This is a genomic window from Calyptranema fuscum S582, assembly GCF_055793305.1.
Genome location: NZ_JBSLYH010000015.1, coordinates 59,406 through 77,535, shown reverse-complemented (window position 1 = coordinate 77,535; position 18,130 = coordinate 59,406). Strand labels below are relative to the sequence as shown.

At 49.9% G+C, this 18,130-nt stretch carries 16 protein-coding genes; 4 read left to right on the top strand and 12 right to left on the bottom strand.

Annotation, left to right across the window (positions count from 1 at the left end):
- Window positions 1-1,048: 1,048 nt before the first annotated feature.
- Window positions 1,049-1,435: a histidine kinase gene (locus ACR6Z4_RS12440; protein ID WP_479717587.1), complete on the top strand. Its 387-nt coding sequence runs from the start codon at window positions 1,049-1,051 to the stop codon at window positions 1,433-1,435.
- 124 nt (window positions 1,436-1,559) lie between these two features.
- On the opposite strand, the gene ACR6Z4_RS12435 is transcribed toward ACR6Z4_RS12440, so the two are convergent.
- The 4 genes from ACR6Z4_RS12435 to gifA all read right to left on the bottom strand — a co-directional run bounded on the left by ACR6Z4_RS12435 (window position 1,560) and on the right by gifA (window position 5,790).
- Window positions 1,560-2,792 (bottom strand): glycosyl hydrolase 108 family protein, encoded by a 1,233-nt coding sequence (locus tag ACR6Z4_RS12435; protein ID WP_479717586.1) that lies wholly within the window; start codon window positions 2,790-2,792, stop codon window positions 1,560-1,562.
- A 203-nt stretch (window positions 2,793-2,995) separates the two neighbouring features.
- Window positions 2,996-4,237 (bottom strand): bifunctional ornithine acetyltransferase/N-acetylglutamate synthase, encoded by a 1,242-nt coding sequence (gene argJ / locus ACR6Z4_RS12430; protein ID WP_479717585.1) that lies wholly within the window; start codon window positions 4,235-4,237, stop codon window positions 2,996-2,998.
- A 330-nt stretch (window positions 4,238-4,567) separates the two neighbouring features.
- Window positions 4,568-5,050: a peptidylprolyl isomerase gene (locus ACR6Z4_RS12425; protein ID WP_479717584.1), complete on the bottom strand. Its 483-nt coding sequence runs from the start codon at window positions 5,048-5,050 to the stop codon at window positions 4,568-4,570.
- A gap of 539 nt (window positions 5,051-5,589) precedes the next feature.
- Entirely contained in the window at window positions 5,590-5,790 is a 201-nt protein-coding gene (gene gifA, locus ACR6Z4_RS12420; RefSeq protein ID WP_479717583.1) for a glutamine synthetase inactivation factor IF7A, read from the bottom strand.
- Window positions 5,791-6,399: 609 nt separating this feature from the next.
- Here gifA and ACR6Z4_RS12415 point away from each other — a divergent pair.
- Window positions 6,400-7,248: an alpha/beta fold hydrolase gene (locus tag ACR6Z4_RS12415; protein ID WP_479717582.1), complete on the top strand. Its 849-nt coding sequence runs from the start codon at window positions 6,400-6,402 to the stop codon at window positions 7,246-7,248.
- A 104-nt stretch (window positions 7,249-7,352) separates the two neighbouring features.
- On the opposite strand, the gene ACR6Z4_RS12410 is transcribed toward ACR6Z4_RS12415, so the two are convergent.
- Together ACR6Z4_RS12410 and ACR6Z4_RS12405 are read right to left on the bottom strand one after the other, a co-directional pair.
- A complete protein-coding gene (locus tag ACR6Z4_RS12410) occupies window positions 7,353-8,360 on the bottom strand; it encodes an AEC family transporter (RefSeq protein WP_479717581.1) in 1,008 nt (335 codons plus the stop codon).
- Between the two features lie 19 nt (window positions 8,361-8,379).
- Entirely contained in the window at window positions 8,380-10,632 is a 2,253-nt protein-coding gene (locus ACR6Z4_RS12405) for an IMS domain-containing protein (protein WP_479717580.1), read from the bottom strand.
- 623 nt (window positions 10,633-11,255) lie between these two features.
- Here ACR6Z4_RS12405 and pdhA point away from each other — a divergent pair.
- Together pdhA and ACR6Z4_RS12395 are read left to right on the top strand one after the other, a co-directional pair.
- Window positions 11,256-12,284, top strand: a complete 1,029-nt coding sequence (gene pdhA, locus ACR6Z4_RS12400; protein WP_479717579.1) for a pyruvate dehydrogenase (acetyl-transferring) E1 component subunit alpha — start codon at window positions 11,256-11,258, stop codon at window positions 12,282-12,284.
- Between the two features lie 154 nt (window positions 12,285-12,438).
- Window positions 12,439-12,696, top strand: a complete 258-nt coding sequence (locus ACR6Z4_RS12395; protein ID WP_479717578.1) for a CRR7 family NDH-1 assembly protein — start codon at window positions 12,439-12,441, stop codon at window positions 12,694-12,696.
- A 144-nt stretch (window positions 12,697-12,840) separates the two neighbouring features.
- Here the strand turns inward: ACR6Z4_RS12395 and ACR6Z4_RS12390 are convergent, their stop codons facing one another.
- From ACR6Z4_RS12390 to plsX, 6 genes are all read right to left on the bottom strand, one after another.
- On the bottom strand, window positions 12,841-13,410 hold the full coding sequence (locus tag ACR6Z4_RS12390; RefSeq protein ID WP_479717646.1) for a cytochrome c oxidase assembly factor Coa1 family protein: 570 nt from the start codon (window positions 13,408-13,410) through the stop codon (window positions 12,841-12,843).
- A gap of 508 nt (window positions 13,411-13,918) precedes the next feature.
- Window positions 13,919-14,212 carry a DUF2288 domain-containing protein gene (locus tag ACR6Z4_RS12385; protein ID WP_479717577.1) on the bottom strand — a complete coding sequence of 98 codons (294 nt, stop codon included), beginning with the start codon at window positions 14,210-14,212 and terminating at the stop codon, window positions 13,919-13,921.
- A gap of 49 nt (window positions 14,213-14,261) precedes the next feature.
- Complete coding sequence (locus ACR6Z4_RS12380) at window positions 14,262-14,888, bottom strand: lysophospholipid acyltransferase family protein (protein WP_479717576.1); 627 nt, start codon at window positions 14,886-14,888, stop codon at window positions 14,262-14,264.
- 59 nt (window positions 14,889-14,947) lie between these two features.
- The gene (gene fabD / locus ACR6Z4_RS12375; RefSeq protein ID WP_479717645.1) at window positions 14,948-15,832 is read right to left on the bottom strand and encodes an ACP S-malonyltransferase; all 885 of its coding nucleotides are present in this window, start codon (window positions 15,830-15,832) and stop codon (window positions 14,948-14,950) included.
- Between the two features lie 100 nt (window positions 15,833-15,932).
- Entirely contained in the window at window positions 15,933-16,925 is a 993-nt protein-coding gene (locus ACR6Z4_RS12370; RefSeq protein ID WP_479717644.1) for a beta-ketoacyl-ACP synthase 3, read from the bottom strand.
- A gap of 82 nt (window positions 16,926-17,007) precedes the next feature.
- Window positions 17,008-18,078, bottom strand: a complete 1,071-nt coding sequence (plsX, locus tag ACR6Z4_RS12365) for a phosphate acyltransferase PlsX (protein ID WP_479717575.1) — start codon at window positions 18,076-18,078, stop codon at window positions 17,008-17,010.
- Window positions 18,079-18,130: the final 52 nt, after the last annotated feature.

Below are 18,130 nucleotides of genomic sequence, written 5' to 3'. Positions count from 1 at the left end.
TAAATCAGGATGACGAATTACGTAAAACCAAGTCTGTTGAATGAGAAGGGCTGCTCCGTCGTCGGTCTAACTCCTTTTCACTCAAAACACAGCCGATCATTTGGGATTGTGAATTTCATAAAACCCCTTTCTTGTTGAAAAAGTGATGGGTTCATTAAGCTGTGATCCTTAGAACCTATAGAGAAAGGGTAAGAGGGAGGCTAGGCTCCGTGCCCAAAGGGTATGAAATATCAATGTCTAGATGGGCTCTTAACTCACAATCACCAGGAAATGAGCACCTGAGTCAGTCAAAGCAAAGATCTGACTGAAAACTATCTGACAAACGATTAAATTAATTGAATAAACGTTCAGTCGAAATGTCTCAATATAGCGGTACCCACTTGGGTTGAGTACGGGGTGTGGGGGTGGAACCCCCACGCAGGGGGCGGTGCCCCCTGCACCCCCTGTACTTAATCAACCTGCATATTGCTATATACCTTCGATATGCTTTGTCGAAGTTGCAAAACCATTGTGCTGTTTAAGGATCACAGATTTAATAAAATCAAAGATTTAGTTTCAGTTGGGCAGCGACACTGCCCGTCTGAAACTAAACGTCTGGATTTTATATAATGTGTGACCCTAAATTACTCTGCCTCTAGAGAAACACCTTAAGCAGGGGCATCCTCCGCACACGACCCCGTTATTCCTCAGAATGGAACAGGGTAGTCTTAGAAGATGCAGCACGATGAATTGGATGATCATATTGGTTCATATTAGTAAACCTTCTGAAAAAATCAGTCAAGTTTGCTAACTTCTCAAATTCCTCTCTGCGTCTGTTAAATAAATGAACAGACATCATTACATACCTCATCGTCAGGCAGTGCAAGCCTTTGGCGCACACTGCCAAATCATAGATAATTTATTTTATCTAGAGGCTTTCCAGCCCAAATGAAACCTTGTCCACGTTGCGTAGGGGCTATAGCCCTAACCCCCCTGTGTTTTAACATCTGCCTTTGATTGTGATCCGATGTCAGTATGACCAGGGTTTTGTCGTCAGGAGTTTTAGTTCATGTCTAGCGTCCCGTGCCACATTATCGTCGAAGACAACCCCGCTATCATTTATGCCAGCAGAAACGGTATTCCTGATAAGGTGTTGCCCCTACTCCAGCGTTTTTTAGAAACGTTTTGGCAAGAAAGAGACACCTCGGGTGAATACTGTGACACGCCCGAATGTTTGGTCGCCCAAATTATTGTTCGGTTTGGCTTCGAGATTTGCGAAGACGACTATTCCAACCTCAGAGTTGGCATTCATTACAACCCCGATGCCAAGTATTTATATCTGATTACCGCTGCACGTAACCTGCAAGTTTGGATACCAGAAGCAGCCTATCGCCAAGACCCGAGTTTGGGCATTAAAGGCTGTCGCGAGTTAGTTCTCAATACGGTGCAATCCTGAACCGCAGACCCAGTGGGTGTTGAGCATGGCTGAATAGCAAAAGATTCCGGATGTTGTGAGGGAGCCGCGCAGAGCGCGGCTCCCTCACAACACCTTGTACGTTACACAATGCTCCGGCGATCGCTCAGGCAATATTTGAAATATATCTCATCAGATCATTGTCACGGTTGAGCCAACCTTGCAAAAAGACGCGTTGGCTGGGATCCTGGCTGACCCGGTTATAGCGGTAGTTAATTCGCCCCTGCACGTAGCGACGTGCGGTTGCACTCGTGTTCGATCGCTCTAAAGCAGCGCGGGTCATCGGACCAAACGCACCATCCGGCGTTAACCCCAACGTTTCTTGCAAAAACATGGTGGCACCGCCGACGCCAAAATTCACCGCTGTATCAAAATGGGCGATCGCCAATGCCCGCGTCATTAACGCCGCCTGAGACGGACTCCAGTAGCGATTTTGGTAAATATCTAAGACTTCCGCATCGGTGATGTAGAGAACCGCACGAGTGGGCAACCCTTTGCTTCGGCGATACTCGTCATACACCGTCTGGATAACCCCTTTATTCGTAGCACCACCATAATCATTGGGGTTGTTGGAGTAGCCACCTTCCCATCGCAAGGTAAAGCGTAACGCTTCATCGAAGTGGTTGCCACTGGGTGAGGGTGTCGGCGAGGGACTGGGACGAGGCGTTGGGGTCGGGGTTGGGGTGGGTGCCGGACTGGGTGAAGGGCTAAGATTACCTACTGAGGTAAGAATGAAGCTAGCCGCTCTGGGAGACACCTCATTAGGATTAAATCCATATCTCAGCGCAAAGGCTCGGTAAGCGGCATTGGTGGTGGTGCCCCATCTGCCATCGGCAGTGCCCGCAGAAAAACCTAAACGGTTGAGTGCCGTCTGAATCGGCGTTACCAGACTGGAATAGTTTTGTATAGAAGTAATCGAATAAGCAACTGAGCCACTGGCGATCGCCTGAAGGGTCAGGCTAGACGATGCCGATGCCGCATAGCTTGAGGGTGTAGGAGCTGGCGTAGGGCTGGGTGAGGGTCGAGATGGCGTAGGACTGGGTAAAGGTTGGGGTGTAGGTTGGGGCGTAAAGGTAGGGCTGGGCGTCGCAGTTGTCGGTAACGCATCTAACAGCATCTTTGCCGCTCTGGGCGAGACTTGTCCGGATTCAAACCGATAGCGTTTGGCAAATGCAGTATAAGCATCACTAACATCTCGGCTCCAGGTGCCGTTGACGGTTCCGGCAGAATATCCCATGCGATTGAGTGCTGTCTGGATCGCACGAATCAGATCAGGATAATACTGAACGGTCGTAAGAGGATACGCTGTGTTTCCACGAGCAATGGTTTGTAAGTCCATGAGTTGAGGGAAGTTGAACGCTTCTAAAGTTTAGAGTCAACCGATACACTGCTTCAGCCCATAGAATTTTGGCGATCGGGGGTGGGGCAAAGCCCCCAACCGGGTTATCTCAAACGATACTGCCGCAGTCTATAAAACTGAAGGGTTGGTTTGGGCAGAGCCGCAAAGCGGCTCTGCCCAAACCAACGGTCTGAATTTTAAATTCAGGTTGTATATTCTGCATTAATCTTGACGTAGTCATAACTCAGATCACAACCCCAAGCCGTACCCGACCCATGTCCGGCACCTAAATCGACCATCACTAAAACCGTATCAGTTTTTAGATAGTCTCCGGCAGCGGCTTGCTTCATATAAGCACTGGCAGCACTCCGGTCAAAGGTCAGGGGTTGACCGTTTTCCATCAATAAAAATTCGCCGAGTTTCACCCGCAAATTACCTTGATCAAACGCTACACCAGCACGCCCAGCCGCAGCGGCAATTCGCCCCCAGTTGGGGTCGCGCCCAAAAACAGCCGACTTGAATAACGATGAGCCAGCAATAGTGCGGGCAACCTGACGGGCAGCAGCATCGTTGGGGGCACCCGACACCTGGATTTCTAGCAAGCAAGTAGCACCTTCACCATCTCGGGCGATCGCCTTCGCCATGTGGATGCAAACCTCTGTTAACATCGCTTCTAGCTTTTCCGCCTCAGCGCCCATCTCTGTGATCGCAGGCGTGCGCGACTCTCCATTCGCCAGAGCAATCAGGCTGTCGTTGGTACTCGTATCGCCATCTACCGTAATCTGGTTGAAACTTTTATCGGCTGCCCGACCCAGCATTTCTTGCCAGAGATGAGGTGAAATGGCAGCATCACAGGTGACAAATGCCAACAGCGTTGCCATGTTGGGGTGGATCATCCCCGACCCCTTACAAATGCCGCCAATCCGCACCGGACGACCACTAATCGTGGCTTCCAGGGCAATGGTCTTTGGCACCAGATCTGTGGTCATAATTGCCGTTGAAGCCGCATCCGACCCCGCTTCTGATAGGGATGCAATCAGTTTAGGGATGCCCGATCGCAAGGCATCCATGCGAATGCGCTGCCCAATCACCCCCGTGGAAGCCACCAAGATAGATTCGGATGAGACTGCCAGGGCATCTGCAACCAACTGGGCACTTTCTAAAGCATCAGCCCAGCCCTGAGCACCTGTTGCCGCGTTAGCCTGACCGGCATTACACAAAACGGCACGGGCAGTTGCTTTTGCCTGAAGCCGTTGACGGCAATAGTCTACACAAGCCGCTTTCACCTGACTGGTGGTAAAAACTCCAGCGGCGATCGCCTCTACGTCCGATACAATTAACGCCAAATCTGGCGCACCCGATGGCTTCAAGCCTGCCGCAATCCCTGCCGCTTTAAACCCCTTCGGAGCCGTCACCCCACCCGAAATTTCCTGCCAATCTGCCATTCAGTTCTCCCTGAAACACTAGTAGACTCAATCAAAATTTTTACAACGGGGTGCAGGAGGAAACCCCTGCATGGGGGCGGTGCCCCCACCCCCCATGTTGCAAAATTTAGTAGTTGCAACACTAGCTGTTAGCTATTGACCACTTGCTAATAGCTATTAGCTATTAGCTATTAGCGGTTCACCCGTCCCCAAAGATTGTGAATTTAATCAAACCGACGATCGACTTTGGGAAGTGCAGCAACGCCACACTTCCGAAAATGAACGTTCGGGATTGAGTTAATTGATGATCCTAAGTTTTGGCTGACAACCTGAACGCGGCTACCCAAACTCTTATGCTTCCACCTTGACCGACAAAATCTTGTCGCCTTTGCGAATAGCCTGCACAACTGCAACGTCTTCAGTCTTACCAAAGGCAGCATACTGACCATCGAGAAACGGAGTTGCGTCCAGCGTAATAAAAAACTGGCTGGTCGCACTGTTGGGGTCGTTCGTTCTCGCCATCGAGATCACACCTGCGGTGTCATGTTTGACAATGGGTGTTTGACCTCGGCTTAATACACGCCCAACGGTTGCTTCCGCGTCGCCTTCTGCCCAAATTTCCAGTGGAATCGACTTCTCTGAGCCTCCTGTGCCATTGCCTCGGGGATCACCCCCCTGAATAACAAAGCCTGGTTCGACCCGATGAAAGGTTAAGCCGTCATAAAAACCACTGCTGGAAAGCTCTACAAAGTTTTTCACAGTGATTGGAGCTTCCTGATCAGATAACTCCAGATGAATTGTTCCCTTTTCGGTTTCCATAATGACGCGCGTCATGATTGCTCCTCATCTACGTGAAGCCTAGTGTATGCCAATCTTTTAATAGATAGAAACAGCTTTGTAATTGTTAAGGAATACAAATGCATTCAAAGCCCAATTTTTTGGAGTTATAGCAATTGAGTAGAGGGTTAAGACAGTGGGGGTGTGGGGGCTGCGCCCCTAGCTAGGGGCGCAGCCCCTGCACCCCGTTCAACCAGCCTCTCGGCTGCTATAAAACGAGTGCAATATCGTTTTTGCGACAACTTTACAGCAAAAAATAAGAAGGGCATTCTCCTGATTTCAGGAGAATGCCCTTCTTAAAGACAGAGTCAATCAATAGGATTTGGGCTTCGACTCCGCTCAGCCCACGATCTGGCTCAGCCCATGACTCCGCTCAGCCCACGACTTCGCTCAGCCCATGACTTTGCTCAGCCTATGCTTTACTTAGCCCGTAGATCCCGATCATTGAGCGGCGTCGAAACGCGACAACACGGGATTTAGATATTTTCTTTAGCAGATATCTCTATTAGATCGCTATTGCTGTACCAGCACTGCATCTAGCTCAGAGAGGCATGACTGCGATCATAACTGGCGGAGCTAGCACTGGGCTTACCCTGGATTGTGCTCCAGTAGTGAGCCGCGTCATCAGCTGTCAGTCCGACTTCAACAGCAGAACGCCCCAACATAGATTGTTGACGATGCTTGATGGAGTGGTGGTGGCGGTGCATCAGTGCGCGAGCTTGATCTTGAGTAGACATGTCAGGTTCTCCTTGTGAGTGCAGAGGAAGGGTGAAAGGGGGATTGACAAAATATTTAGATATTTAGCGTGGTGGGCTGTGTGTCGGGTACAAATGGAGCCAACCCAGGCACTTAGGATTGAGAGAATCGAGAGATATTTCGAATCTCTACTAACTAATATATCAAAATATTCTGTATCGAAAACTACAAAACCTAGTAGATCATAAAAATTTACGGGATCACTCTCGATAATTAGGCGATCGCCCTTCTGTCCCAACTCAACTGCATTAGGAACGACCATCCTCCATCACCTCGACGGGTTGACTTGCCGCCGGTATCCGCTCGGCAGTAAGCTCTAGCAACAACTGAAACTTGGACATGACTGATTTGACCTATTTTTACAGGTAAAACCGAAGGTTCCACCTACAAAAATATCTTTCAACTGAAACGTGGGCATGACTGGTTTGACATAGGGTTGAACCTGAAACCTTTAGTTTCATCTGTAAAAATATCTCTCAATTCATCCAGGTTGATGGTTGAGAGCCGCGCTCTGCACGGTTCTCAACCGTAATCTATCTCAGGGCAAAGCGTTATAACCGTGTATTTCGTACGACAGAGGAGCACAGGGCGTGGCAGTTACAGAAAATGTACTGGAAGTGGGAAAGCTGAAATGGTTTTATCGGGAAGCACTGCCTGTCAACCCGACCGAAAAACCTCCCGTAGTGCTGCTGCATGGCTTAGTGTCCCAGAGCTATGGTTGGCGGAATACACTACCCGAACTGGCAGATCAAGGGTTCCGGGCGATCGCTCCTGACTGGATCGGCGGTGGATTCTCCTCTAAACCCGATCGCCGTGAATTTGCTTATACTCCCGCTGCCTTTGTTACAGCCTTTGCCGAATTTATCCAAGACCTTCAGATCGATCGATTGTCTTTAGTGGTTCAGGGGTATTTGGGGACGGTGGGCTTACAATATGCCTTGCGCCACCCAGAACGGATTGAACGGCTGGTGATTCTCAATGCTCCGATCACACCTGCGGCTAAAGTCCCCTGGAAAATCCAACAATTTTCGGTTCCTTTTTTAGGCGACGTCGTGACTCAAGACCCACTCCTGGTAGATCGCACCTTAGAAGGTGGAGGCGGTTATCGGGTTGAAGATGATGATTTAGATGTGTATCGTCGCCCCTTTCTCAAGAGTTCTGATGCCGGACGGGCACTGTTGGCAACGGTGAAAAACCTGGATTTATCCACCGTCACCGCTGAGATTCAGGCAGGCTTTGCGACGTGGCAACAGCCCATCCTGGTAGCTTGGGGGATGCGCGATCCCTGGTTACCGATGGCGATCGCCGAGAGCTTCGTCCAATCAGTACCACAAGCAGAATTAAGCAAACTCGAAGAGGTTGGGCACTATCCTCAAGAAGATTGGCACGAAAAAGTCAATGCCGTCTTACTCAACTTTTTACGCAAGCAAATTGTTTAGGGGTTATCCCTGCTTTAGTGTGGCGCGGCTCCGCCGCGCCACACTAAAGCAGGGATAACCAGCTTTTTTTGAGAGAGCCACGGCTCCGCCGTGGCTCTCTGGTTCTAAGCAAACAGCAACAGCCAGAGTGGAATTGTCACCAACAAGGCGATCGTACTTACCACAATGCTGCTGGCAATAATTTCTCGATCCAGCTCATACTCTTCTGCCAAAATCAGCCCTGCAAACGCAGAGGGCATCCCCGACATCAGCACTAATGCCAGCCGGGGATAGGGATCTAAATGAATCAACGTAGTCATTAACCCAACCAAACTGGGCAAAACCAATACCTTCAGTGTTGCCGGGATCATGCCTAACCGTAAGCTCTTCCAACCTTGCAATTGGCTCAACCGCATCCCCATCAAAATCAGAGCAATGGGGATGACGACCCAAATGGAAGTATGTAAACCTGCCTCGACTACTTCTGGAACCGCGATCGCATGCGTCAATATCCCCAATGCAAATGCCCACAACGAGGGAACCGTCAGGACATCTCGAAACTGGAGCCACCAGCGGTTATTTTCTACAGGACGTCCATAAAAGCTAGAAAGAAACACCCCCACGCCATAGGTGCCAAACACATTCTGGGTAATGCTATAAAACACAATCCAACCCAGATAATGCTCATCCACAAACGGCGGCACGACCGCCAAGCCCACAAACCCTGTGTTGCCGAGCATCGACGAGAGAATAAATCCTCCTTTCCAGGCGGCTATTTGCCAGGGTTGACGCTCATCGGGCAGATCTGAGGAGCATTCTAACAGCGGCGCTTCGGCTGCTGGCTCTACTGGTTTACTCGACCGAGTGCTCAATCGATTTAACCCCTGTAAGCAACCCCAGGCGATCGCCAGACCTATTAAAACCGACGCGATCGTTAGAGCCGGGACCAACCCAATCCGACTCGACCAACTCGTTTGTCTAGCTAACGTAAAAACTTGTAACGGCACACCGACCCAATACAACGCCCGTCCTAAGAAACGCGGAAATGCCTTGGGTAGAAATCGAAAAAGAATTACGCCCAACCCCGTCCAAAATAACAGGGGCACATAAGCCTGGAACAGGGTATCGGTCATGCTGGTAAAAACGCTCTATCTACTGCACAACCGCCATATCTTGTACCAGCCATTGGTTATTTTGGCGAATCAGACTGTACTGCACCTGGAGATTATCGTCATAAGAAGACTCAGTATCAATTTGCCCATCGCTGTAGAATTTTGCAGTTTCCGTTACATCTGCAATGACCTCGGCTTCGTCAGGGCTATCAGGCGTCACCGTTACCCCTGTGACCTTCAATGTGTGCTGGTATTCGGCATAGCGATTCTCTGCTTTCGATTCTTCGGCATTACCCCGCCACTGGGACAATACAGGTTCTGCCAAAATAGTAGAAAGCTGATCAATATCGTGGGTTTCACCCATAGCAGCCGCTTTCGCCTGCAACCAGGTTTGAATAATCTCTTGAGCTTTCTGTTCGGTCATGGGTGCCGTCGGATCATCGGCAACGGGTACCGTTCCCCACGACTGCGGCACAGCAGCTAAGCCAGGTTGCAATGTTTGCAGAGATGACGCACCGCCCGATGAGGCTTGAGTCAACTTACTGCCTAAAAACACCAGAAACCCAATCCCCAAAAACCCAACAGCGAACAAGAACAACAGGCGGTCGAGCCGCAGCGATCGCCGCTTACTGCCAAATCGATAGGATGACACCGATCCGGGTTGTGTGACTCGTAAACTGTTAATGCCCTGACCGCGTTTTGAGGTTGAATAAGTCTGAGGCGATCGCCCTGAACGCCCTCCACCCGTTGACATAGCCGCACCTCCATTCAAATTTGCTTCGGGAGATAATTGAGAAACTCGCTCTGCGGCTGGCATATTGCTGTTAGCAGCAACAGTCGCCGTACGAGGTTCTGCTTCTAAAGTCGCGGTTGCCGACGCTGAAGCAGATGCACCTACTCTACCCTGTCCGCCCTGTTCAATTGTGTGTTCGCTGTAGCGGCTTTTGGGTTGATAAGCCGCCGCCGTAGCCCGACCATTGGTGGCAGATTGGGGCATCCGCCAGGGGGTCACCTCTGGCTCATTTGGCAATTCTTCCAGATATGCTTGCACATGCTCATTGGCAAAATAATCTTTCAGAGATGCCCGCTTTTCTACCAAATCCTGAAACTGAGGAAAGACTTCATTTTGCAGCCACTGTTCTGCATACAGGCATAACCCCGGCAATAGATCGGGGGAACCTTGCGAATGCTCTCGAATAAAGGCGATCGACTCATATTCCTGGCTTAGCTCTAAGGCACGGCTGGCTTCTTCCGTTTGCCCCAAAAGCAACGCGCAAATTGCCTGCTCTAAATGAACATCCTGACGACTGCCCAACCGTGCCAGCATCAGCTTTGCCCGCCGAATTAACGCCGGTTGTTCTTCCGCAAACCCTCTTGCCAGCAACGCATACACCGTTAAATACGTCGCCACAGCTGAAGGACGACGAGATTCTACTTCAAAGATCGACTGCTGTTCGGCAGCTGTTAGATAGCTGCGCAATTGTTGGATAAATCGAAGGAAGTCATCAACACTCAAGCCCGACTGATCCTCGCCATTGCCATCGATGCCGCCTCGGTCTTGCAGCATCTCTTGCAACAAGAGCAAGCCCCTTTGGCGCTCGCTGACACGTTCGTCGGACAATGCCAGCAGTTCTAAAATCCGATAGGGTCGAAGCTTATATAAATCTGCTTGCATTTCTCCCCGGATACTGGCGAACAACCCTTCGTGTAACAACAATTCTTGACCGATTTGCAGCGATTCTGCGGCATTTTCATATTGCGCTTGCTGCCACTGTTCTCGTCCCAGCTCCAGGCACGCCAGCGCCACTGTTAAAACGACATCTGCCAAAACAATATCAGGCTGACCAAACTTACCGTTACCTAGACTGCGGTTACCACTACTGAGGTAGGGGCGTCCTAGCTTTAACACCAGTTCGTATTCACCCAGCTCTAGCAAAATCAGCAATGCGCCGACCAGCTGCTGAGGCTCGATATCAATACTGGGTGTATAGGGATCAATGCCCGTGTCTACGGCAAACGAGGGACTGGGTGTATCTGCCTGACTGTCTGTATAGTCGGTATCCAGCTCGTAGGATTTTGCCAAAAAAGCAGCATCGTAAGCTTGCCGTTGCTCAACATCCGAAAGAACGGCGTATGCCTCGTCTAGTAATTGCTTACGCGCAGTGATGGCTGCCTCAGAATACTCACGACGAGGAAGTTGCAAGGCGCGATCGCGATGAGCCTGCCTGAGCTGCTCAGCAGTCGCCTGAATCGGTAATCCCAAAATCCGGTAGTAATCCAGCGGAACTCGCACAGCCTACTTCCCCAGCAATAATTAATTCATAATTTTATGATTGACTTCACCCTTATACACCCTTCAGGATACTTTTAAAGGTGTAGTTTTACCATAATTAGAAGCATTTGACTTAATTCATCCATTCAGCATAGACAAAATATCGATAAATTTAACCTGATTTTGACAATCTGGAACTTAAGAATTCGAAAATCTTGGGTTAAGGTCTGTCGCTGAGTCCTGCTAAATGCAGCAGATAAGTCTTGCAAGGCTGATTCTGGCGACAATTTTGCTCTATCTAGCAAATTTGTTGTCGGGGAACGGACGCAGGCTCGGCATCCGTAGACACCTCCAGCGATCGCAACATTTCGACATCTTAGGATCGGTCAACCTTAGCCCCTGTCAACAGCTATGCAAGGCAGTAGACCAATCCTGGTGGGGGTCTAAATCCGTGATTACAGGGTTGGGGAAGGTGCGCGACGCGCGCCTTCCCCAACCCTGTAATCGCCCAATTTGACATGCTGCCGTTGCCTGTGTGTGGGTCTGTTGTTAAAGTTCAGGCGAGAGTAGATTTGGGGTCTAAACCCTGTTACCATTGGGGATTGCGTAGCTCATACGCGATCGCAGTGAGGGGATTTATATCGATGGTTCAGGAACGGACACTCCCGGTTTTTCAGGCTTCTTCAGCGTCGATCACGAAAGAGGTAGGGTTACGACTCTACGAAGATATGGTCTTGGGGCGCATGTTCGAAGATAAGTGTGCTGAGATGTACTATCGCGGCAAGATGTTTGGCTTCGTCCACCTCTATAACGGGCAAGAAGCCGTTTCCACTGGCATTGTCAAAGCTTTGCGTCAAGATGATTACGTTTGCAGCACCTACCGCGATCACGTCCACGCACTCAGCTCTGGTGTTCCTGCCCGCGAAGTCATGGCAGAGCTATTTGGCAAAGTAACAGGGTGCAGCAAAGGGCGGGGCGGCTCGATGCACCTGTTTTCATCAGAGCATAATCTTTTGGGTGGATATGCCTTTGTCGCCGAAGGAATTCCCGTCGCGACGGGTGCCGCCTTCCAATCTAAATATCGCAAAGAAGCGCTGGGTGATCCCAATGCTGACCAGGTGACGGTTTGTTTCTTTGGCGATGGTGCAGCAAACAACGGACAGTTTTTTGAATGTCTGAACATGGCTGCACTGTGGAAGCTACCGATCCTCTATGTGGTCGAGAATAACAAGTGGGCGATCGGCATGGCGCACGAACGTGCCACCTCTCAACCGGAAATCTTTAAAAAAGGCGCTGCCTTTGGCATGGCTGGGGTTGAAGTCGATGGCATGGATGTTTTGGCAGTTCATGCGGTTGCAGAAGAAGCGATCGCCCGTGCCCGTGCAGGTGAGGGACCAACCCTAATTGAAGCTCTGACCTATCGGTTTAGAGGTCATTCCCTGGCAGATCCCGACGAGTTGCGCAGCAAAACTGAGAAAGAATTTTGGTTTTCCCGTGACCCGATCAAAAAGCTAGCGGCACACCTGATCGAGCATGAATTGTCTACCGAAGACGAGTTGAAAACCATCAGCCGTCATATCCAGGCGATCGTGGATGATGCGGTGCAGTTTGCTCAAGATAGCCCAGAACCCGATCCGAAAGATTTGTATAAGTACATTTTTGCCAACGATTAAATGCTCAGGATCGTGGATTTAACCAAGACATTTATGTTTGGAAACGCGGCGACGCCGCGTTTCCAAACATAACGTCCGGGTTTTATTTGATTCGTGATCCGGATCCAGTACCGTTTAGGCTGGTAAAGCTCAACCCTCAAAGTCAAAGCCGACCATGTCTAACCCCATCATGTACCGTGAGGATGCGTTTGTTGTTCTGGAAACCAATCAACCAGAGCAATTTCTAACGGCAGACGAGTTGTTAGCAAAATTGCAAGAAATTCTAGCCACCCGACAAGATGATTTGCCAAGGGACTTGCAAAAATTCTCGACGGTAGCAGAGCAAGCTAAATATTTAATGGACAGTTCCTGTGAGCTAGATATGGGTCCCGGAGCCTATCTCCAGTGGTACGTTGTCCGCTTAGAAAAATAAGGTGTCGCACATCAAAACGTGTAGATGGCTATGTCGTCTTACCTGCTTCTAATTTCGTGTTGAGAGAGCGGTGGAGCCGCTCTCTCAACAAGAACGCCACATTTATTTATCTGTGATCCTGAGCAACATCTACCCAAAGTCAATTCATTGGGATTCAAGGAGATTGATTCGGAGTTGCCCATTCTCTGGGGTAACTTCTAACGTTTGGAACGTCCATAACCCTGCACGAAGTTCAGCTAAGACATATAGGCGCGCCCTACCTTTTGGTCCCTTGAGTGGAATCGACAAATTAGCCTCTCCCCTGGAATTACCATAAGTACTTATTGAACCAGACGTGAAGATTCCGTCTGTGATGGGTGAACCGATCAATTCGATGGTACGAGGATCTGTTTGAGCTCTTTGAAGCGCTTGCTGATATGCCCCTGAATTTTCAAATGAGGTACCTATGATCAGCCATGTAGCCAGAAGAAACCCAAAAAATCCGAGGAGTACGGCACCCAGAATGCTACCGATCCGTAGCCAGCTCCTCTTTCGAGCAACGGTTGTAAACCCAGTTGAAAGGGGCACATTAGCAAAGGCAGTTGTGCAGTATGGACAGACCTTGGCATTGAATCGAACTTGTTCTCCACATTCGGTACAGCGCTTCTGAGGAGAAGCAAATTGGAGAACCAGGTAGGCAATCCAGGCACCCACAGGATGTATCCCAAACCACATCCAGTGGGGTGAACGGTTATTTTGCTTGGCAGCTCTGATACCGAGAACAACAGGTAAAACCCAAAGACAAAAGACTGCGACTAAAAAAGTAAGAGTTGATAGAAAAACCATTTGGCTTGAACTTAGAGTTGAGTAATACATGGCACTATTCGGTTAGAAGCAATCACCTGCCATACCCCGATTGCGTAAGGCTATAGTGATTGTTTTGACACCGATCCCTAATGTTGTATAGGGGTGAAGCGCCCGTAATACGACATCCTAAAGGATGAATGCTGCATTTTCAGAGCAATTTATACCAATTTTTAATTTTTATATAGCAATTTAATGGTTCATTAGAACGGGGTACAGAGATGGAACCCCTGTCCGGGGACACAGCCCCACGCTCTTGTCCTATAGAATCCTTCGTCTGCCCTATAAAGCTAAGCTCCATAGATTAGCGAACCAAGGGTCTTGAACCTCTGCAATCCTAGACACCTTTTATCCGTCGTGTATTGGGTTTAAACAGGTATCAATTGAATTTGTTTTGAATCAAAACATAGGGCTGAACGATTAAGGCATGAAATCGTTTGTCTGGAATGCCACTCCAATCGCTCAGTTGTTCGGGGGAAGGCTTATAGAGCAGGGCTTGACTAACCCAACCGCTGACCGACGAAATATTATCAGTGGCGATCGCCACCCCCACGTCTAATAGATCCAGATCATCATCTACCACCAGCAGCGCATCCCGTTTGGCATGAGGCATCAACCATTCCCATTCCGCCTCATCTACCATCTCTGCTAACTCGCCCCGCAAATCCGCCATGCTTTTCCTGCGCTTTCCAGCGAAATAATTGTGCCAGACTTCAATCAGTTTATCGTCCTAAGTCATGCAGCGCGTGGATAGTATCTACACACTGCCGGGTCACCGCTTCCAATGCAGCCCGATCAGTCACCGCCGGTGGATCAATCAACTCCCCAAATCGAATCGTAATTGGGACGCTACGCGGTGGATTTTGGATTGCCTGGGTTCCCCACAAACTGACGGGTAATAAAGGGACTTGCGCTTTCGCAGCAACCATCGCAGCACCCAACTTGGGATTGAGAATCCGACCATCTTCTGTCCGTGTCCCTGTAGGAAACACGCCAACCGCCCAACCATCTTGCAATTTTGCCAACGCTTCCCGAATGGCACTGCGATCGGGAGACCCCCGTTTTACGGGATAAGCACCATACAGTTGAATTGCCTGACTGAGCACGGGCACGTCAAATAACTCTTCCTTTGCCATATATGCCACCGGACGACGCACAGCAGCAGACAAAATCGGTGGATCGAAATGGCTGGCGTGGTTACTGACAATTACCAGGGACCCTTGCTGGGGCACCCGCTCTGCGCCATAGATTCGACCCCGAAAATAGGTGTGAAACATCGGGCTGACAACCGACCATTTAAACAGGTGGTAAAGCAGCAAGCTAATTCGAGGTTCACGGTTTTTGCCCATAGGGGAGCGGTTGAAGGGTTAGGGGTCGGGGGTCGGGGTTAGCTAATGGCTATTAGCTATTAGCTATCACTTAGATCTGCCAGGCTGCTGATGTTCTGTAAAGTCAGATCGGGGCAGGTACGCTTGATCAAGCCGGTTAGAACTTTACCAGGCCCAATTTCGATCACGGTGTCGATCCCTTCTTCAGGCAACCGCAGCGATATCTCGCGCCAACGGACTGAACCTGTCATCTGGCGGATCAGTCGATCTTTGAGCAGCGATGCATCCGTAGTAGGGGTCGGGTCTACGTTTGAGAGCACCGGGACTTGAGCCTGGGCAAAGGCAACCGCATCTAGAACGGTTTGAAATTCTGCGGCGGGACCTGCCATTAAGGGCGAATGAAACGCGCCACTGACATTGAGTTTAACCGCTCGTTTGGTTTTGATGTTGGCAATCACCGCATCCACAGCGTCAGTCGTGCCGGAGATCACCACTTGCCCCGGATTGTTATCATTCGCCAACACAACGCCATCGGTTTGGGCAATTTGCTGATCGAGTTGTTCTCGATCGAACCCCATCAATGCCGCCATAACGCCTTCAGATGCCTGATTCATTAACTCGGCACGACGTTTTACTAAATTTAACCCTGATGCAAAATCAAATACGCGAGCTGCATACAGGGCAACATATTCACCTAAGCTATGCCCAGCCACCACATCGGCAGTGTGTCCCCGGTCTAGCATCAGATCGACCAGAATACTTTCGATCACATACAAACAAGGCTGGGTATATAGGGTATTAGAAACCTTGTCGTCTTCGCTCTGGCAAATTTCTGGAACAGACCAACCCAACAGTTGAGCGGCTTGTTCAAATTTTTCTTGGGCAACCGGCAGATCATAAAGGTCTGACCCCATTGCGATCGCCTGAGACCCTTGCCCAGGAAACACCCATGCAGTCTTAGTCATACTCATTAAAAAATTTCAGATTTCACGTATAGTGGGATTTTTTTGAAACGCTCACGACGTGAGCGTTTCAAAAAAATCCCACTACCTCTAGACCATTATCTCACCGTCCCCACTGGAAAATCGCTGCTCCCCAGGTTAAGCCTGCGCCAAAGCCTGCGGCAGCAATCACGTCTCCGGGTTGGATTTTGCCGTCCCGTACCACTTCATCTAATGCCAACGGCACAGACGCGGCTGATGTATTGCCATACTTAGCCATATTGCTAATCACTTTGGCACTGGGGATACCCAAACGGGTTGCCACGGCATCTAAAATACGCTGATTTGCCTGGTGCAACAGCAACCAATCCACCTGATCTACCGTTCGATTAGCTCGAAACAGAGCTTTTTCGAGCACTTCAGGCACTTTTTTAACGGCAAACCGATAAATTTCTTGCCCATTCATTGTGATCGGTTGAAAGGTGCCTTGACCCACAGAAACCGATTCGGTCAATTCTCTCGGCTCTGCCCGATATGCCAGGTTGAGCGAGCTATTTTGGCTACCATCACTGCGCAACTCAAACCCCAACAGGCGATCGCTCTCATTTGCCTGCATCACAATTGCCCCAGCCCCATCACCGAACAAAACGCAGGTACGGCGATCAGACCAATCTGTCCACCGAGACAGCACATCTGCACCGATTAATAGAACGGTCTGGTAGGTGCCTGTGCGAATAAATTGAGCCGCTGTGACAATGCCAAAGATAAACCCAGAACAAGCAGCCGTCAGATCGAATGCAACCGCTTTGGTTGCGCCCAGTTCGGCTTGAATTTGGCTGGCAGTGCCAAATAAATCGTCGGGTGTAGACGTTGCCAGCACGATCAGATCAACATCGGCAGCAGCAACGCCCGCCATATCTAATGCATTTTGAGCCGCTTGAGTGGCGATCGCCTTCAACGAGTCCTGAGCCGTTGCCAATCGTCGTTGCCGAATTCCAGTCCGGGTTGAGATCCACTCATCCGAGGTTTCGACGACCCGACTCAAGCTCTCATTATCCAACGCCGTAACGGGGACAGCCGAACCACTGCCCGTTATTGCAATCCCCATTTGTGTCAGTTGCATCATCCGGTAAACCCCTTGCAAGATTTCTATTAATTGCCCTAGAATGCGTGCCTTTTAGACCGTTCTTGCAAGAGGGTCAGTTGCCGCCCTCAGATTTTTCACCCGACTGAGACGATTGCCCGTCGGCAACCGAAATCACAGATTGACGATACTGAGACTGAATCCGTTCTAGAACTTGGTGATCGACCGCTTCTTTGGCAAGGCGCACCGCATTAAAGACAGACGGAGATTGCGAGCTACCATGACTGATAATACAAATTCCGGCAACACCCAACAGTAGACCGCCGCCATGTTCAGCGTGGTCAATCCGTTGGCGAATTCGCCGCAAATTGGGCTTCAAGATAGAAGCACCCACAACACCGCGTAACCCTTGAGGCAGTTCTTCTCTAAAAATTTGTAGCAATACTTCGCCGATCGATTCGGCAAATTTCAGTAGCACATTGCCTACAAACCCATCGCAGACAATGACATCAAACTGACCCGACAATACATCTCGACCTTCAGCATTGCCGATAAACGAGATATTTGGATTTTCTTGCAACATCTGATGCGCGCGCACTGCCAGATCGTTGCCTTTGGTCGATTCTTCTCCGATATTGAGCAGACCCACCTTCGGCTCATCTACCCCTAAGACGTACTTAGAGTAAATGGTTCCCATGACAGCAAATTGCTCTAAGAACTTGGGACGGCAGTCTACATTGGCACCGACATCTAGAATTAACACCGCCTTATCAGCAATTAAGGTCGGGAACACCGCACCAATTGCCGGACGATCAATTCCAGGTAAACGCCCTAAGCGCAACAGCCCCGCAGCCATCGCTGCACCCGAATGCCCCGCAGAAACAACTGCATCTGCCCGCCCCCGTTTGACCAAGTCCATCGCCACATTAATCGAGGCTTTGGGCTTGCGTTTCAAGCCGCTGAGGGGTTCTTCATGCATTTCAATCACTCCCTCAGATGGAACGATTTCGATCTGAGAGGGAAGATTTTGATGTGGCATGGAGGCTCTGATCTGGTCTGGATCGCCCACCAGCAGAACATCAACCGCTAATTCTTCCTGTGCCCTTACGGCTCCAGCGACTATTTCAGCAGGGGCATGGTCCCCACCCATCGCATCGATCGCGATTCGTGCCCGACTTAAACCCATTGAATCAATAGTTATAGAAACCTAAAAAATTCTATCAGATGGACTCTACCGA

Bases quoted from the DNA above. Each gene is read 5' to 3' on its own strand.
- ACR6Z4_RS12435 (WP_479717586.1), bottom strand. From the start codon at position 2,792: ATGGACTTACAAACCATTGCTCGTGGAAACACAGCGTATCCTCTTACG.
- gifA (WP_479717583.1), bottom strand. From the start codon at position 5,790: ATGTCTACTCAAGATCAAGCTCGCGCACTGATGCACCGCCACCACCAC.
- ACR6Z4_RS12395 (WP_479717578.1), top strand. From the start codon at position 12,439: ATGTCTAACCCCATCATGTACCGTGAGGATGCGTTTGTTGTTCTGGAA.
- ACR6Z4_RS12410 (WP_479717581.1), bottom strand. From the start codon at position 8,360: ATGACCGATACCCTGTTCCAGGCTTATGTGCCCCTGTTATTTTGGACG.
- pdhA (WP_479717579.1), top strand. From the start codon at position 11,256: ATGGTTCAGGAACGGACACTCCCGGTTTTTCAGGCTTCTTCAGCGTCG.
- ACR6Z4_RS12385 (WP_479717577.1), bottom strand. From the start codon at position 14,212: ATGGCGGATTTGCGGGGCGAGTTAGCAGAGATGGTAGATGAGGCGGAA.
- fabD (WP_479717645.1), bottom strand. From the start codon at position 15,832: ATGACTAAGACTGCATGGGTGTTTCCTGGGCAAGGGTCTCAGGCGATC.
- ACR6Z4_RS12390 (WP_479717646.1), bottom strand. From the start codon at position 13,410: ATGTGGTTTGGGATACATCCTGTGGGTGCCTGGATTGCCTACCTGGTT.
- plsX (WP_479717575.1), bottom strand. From the start codon at position 18,078: ATGGGTTTAAGTCGGGCACGAATCGCGATCGATGCGATGGGTGGGGAC.
- ACR6Z4_RS12440 (WP_479717587.1), top strand. From the start codon at position 1,049: ATGTCTAGCGTCCCGTGCCACATTATCGTCGAAGACAACCCCGCTATC.
- ACR6Z4_RS12425 (WP_479717584.1), bottom strand. From the start codon at position 5,050: ATGACGCGCGTCATTATGGAAACCGAAAAGGGAACAATTCATCTGGAG.
- argJ (WP_479717585.1), bottom strand. From the start codon at position 4,237: ATGGCAGATTGGCAGGAAATTTCGGGTGGGGTGACGGCTCCGAAGGGG.
- ACR6Z4_RS12380 (WP_479717576.1), bottom strand. From the start codon at position 14,888: ATGGGCAAAAACCGTGAACCTCGAATTAGCTTGCTGCTTTACCACCTG.